This window comes from Sulfuricurvum sp. MLSB (assembly GCF_000747095.1).
Taxonomy (GTDB): domain Bacteria; phylum Campylobacterota; class Campylobacteria; order Campylobacterales; family Sulfurimonadaceae; genus Sulfuricurvum.
Genome location: NZ_JQGL01000093.1, coordinates 1 through 2,095 on the forward strand (window position 1 = coordinate 1; position 2,095 = coordinate 2,095).

Genomic DNA, 2,095 nt, shown 5'->3' on the forward strand with positions numbered 1-2,095 from the left:
AGCAGACAGGTAAACTGACCGAAGGAATCGTCCGCGACATCCTCACCAAATCGCCAAACCATCCGCACGGAATTAAAGTACGATTGATGAGCGGCGAAGTGGGACGGGTCAAAGAGGTGTTTTAAGAACAAAGATTTTTGATCGTCTCGTAAAGCTCTTGTGTTTTGACAATATGGATTCTGATTTGTTCTTTTGATGGGGAATAAATGATCGGCATCGGGTAGCGTGAAGCAATATAAAAACCGTTTAGCTTTGTCATCGTCTCCACATACTCATCAAAACTCAACACGTTATCGGCTTGCGCCAAAAGCTCAACCAGATCATGAACTTTGGTAATCTTTTGATTGTTGTATGCCAAAACGGCTTTTAGAGATTTTTCACACGCTTGCTGTAATGAAAAACCAATCTTGTCGGTATAAAAATCATGTTGATCCAAGAGGATTGCTTCTTCCAAATCTTTGAGGGCGAAAGAGAGCCACTCCTTTGCCGCCGTGACATTAGCCATACATCACCTTGGCGTTAGAGTAGAGGTCATTGAACGCGGGATCGTTCGTCGAGAGTTTCGCCGATAATGCTTCAGGAGTAACGTAGATGATATCGAGGGGTACACGGATATTTTGGCGATGTAGCTCGCGGCGTACGGCGACGTCTTCATCTACGCAATGATCGGTTACGACGAGAAAATCGAGATCGCTTTCCTCATTCATCGTTCCCGTCGCACCGCTGCCGAACAACAAGAGCTTTTGGGGCTGCGCGATACGGATGATCGTATCGCTAATCTTCATAATATCGTTTTCACTCATGTACAGCCCCTCTTTTGTTCATTATAAGTCAATTATAGCACTCACACTACAACTTAAATACAATTTTCCGGAAATTTTTCTAAAAGCATATCATATCCTTCGATATCAGAAGCATTAAATGTAAACGTTTTTCCCAAAATACTTTCTGCTTTACACTTCTCAGGACAAATACTATCATAATCAAAAATTATAGTATAGCTTTTATGTCCATATTCATTTACTAAAATATGCTCATTACATTCTGAATCATATTTATATTTAAAAGGTTTCATCAAAAAAATTTCCTATATTAGTTTTTTACAGTCAAACAAGATGTTCAAGACTAACCACTTTCCCCTTACTATTCCCCTTCACATACTCCACGATCATCCCGTGAAACCGCGCAAATGCGGCAGGGAACTGAACGGTATCGAAATAACCTCGTATTCCCGCCTCGCACCACTCCTGCAGCTCATCGTAACTCTCAAACTCATACCCGAACGCGTTGAGCAGCCGTGCCGTGTAGGCGTCGACGACCATGACGGGACGGGCGCAGGCGTAGCAGAGGATACTGTCGGCACTCTCGGGGCCGATCCCTTTTTGCGACAGCAGCCAGTCACGGTCAACCGAGAGGGCAAACGTCTCGAAATCGCCGTAGTCGTCGATCATCGCGCGGCACAGACGGATCAGGTTCGCGGCTTTGGCTTTGAACAGCCCGCTGGGACGAATCAGCTCCATCAGGCTCTCGTTGTGGCATTGCGCGATCATGGAGGCGTCTAATAATTCACGTTCGCGGAGGTTGGCAAGGGATTGCTCGACGCGGCTCCATTGGGTATTTTGGGTGAGGATCGCACCGACAACAACCTCAAAGGTTCCGTACGCGGGCCACCAGAGCGGCGGGGAGTTTTCGAGTAGTTTTAACTTCTCCAGCGCGCTGAAAAGTTCAAAAGAGTCCTGAAGCTCCATTTAGTCCTCGATCCACGCATCCGTGCGCAATACTCTGCCGTCGTCGAAGATTTTGAGCTTGAATGCGTCGGTGCATTTGCCCTCTTCGAGGTTCATCACTGCGATCTGGAGGATCTTGCGGCATTTTTCGGGGACTTCGAACCGTCCCGACACTCCGGTCAAAAACCGCTCGACGGGGACGGAGGAATCCATCCCGATGACGTTGTCTCGGCATCCGGTGAGGCCGATGTCGCTCATGTACGCTGTCCCCTGCGAAATCTGGAAATCATCGCTCGCGACGTGAGTGTGGGTACCGATGATGCCGCCTACCTGCCCTTGCAGCAGCATCATCATCGCCCGTTTTTCGC

6 protein-coding genes are annotated in these 2,095 nt (G+C 47.8%); 1 reads left to right on the forward strand and 5 read right to left on the reverse strand.

Annotated features, from left to right (window positions below; all coding sequences use genetic code 11):
* Positions 1–125, forward strand: a 125-nt coding sequence (locus tag JU82_RS11915; protein ID WP_294892462.1) for a YwbE family protein, incomplete at its 5' end; no start/stop codon positions are given.
* On the opposite strand, the gene JU82_RS07045 is transcribed toward JU82_RS11915, so the two are convergent.
* The 5 genes from JU82_RS07045 to JU82_RS07065 form a co-directional block, all read right to left on the reverse strand.
* Positions 122–505, reverse strand: a complete 384-nt coding sequence (locus tag JU82_RS07045) for a HEPN domain-containing protein (RefSeq protein WP_294892459.1) — start codon at positions 503–505, stop codon at positions 122–124. The two genes, JU82_RS11915 and JU82_RS07045, sit on opposite strands and share 4 nt — an antisense overlap.
* Positions 498–803, reverse strand: coding sequence for a nucleotidyltransferase domain-containing protein (locus JU82_RS07050; protein WP_294892460.1), 306 nt, complete (start codon positions 801–803; stop codon positions 498–500). Before JU82_RS07050 ends, JU82_RS07045 begins: the two co-directional genes overlap by 8 nt.
* A gap of 53 nt (positions 804–856) precedes the next feature.
* Positions 857–1,075 carry a hypothetical protein gene (locus tag JU82_RS07055; protein ID WP_037948619.1) on the reverse strand — a complete coding sequence of 73 codons (219 nt, stop codon included), beginning with the start codon at positions 1,073–1,075 and terminating at the stop codon, positions 857–859.
* 31 nt (positions 1,076–1,106) lie between these two features.
* Positions 1,107–1,748, reverse strand: a complete 642-nt coding sequence (locus JU82_RS07060; protein ID WP_037948620.1) for a 3-methyladenine DNA glycosylase — start codon at positions 1,746–1,748, stop codon at positions 1,107–1,109.
* The coding region (locus JU82_RS07065; protein WP_037948622.1) for a YmdB family metallophosphoesterase at positions 1,749–2,095 on the reverse strand (347 nt) is incomplete at its 5' end.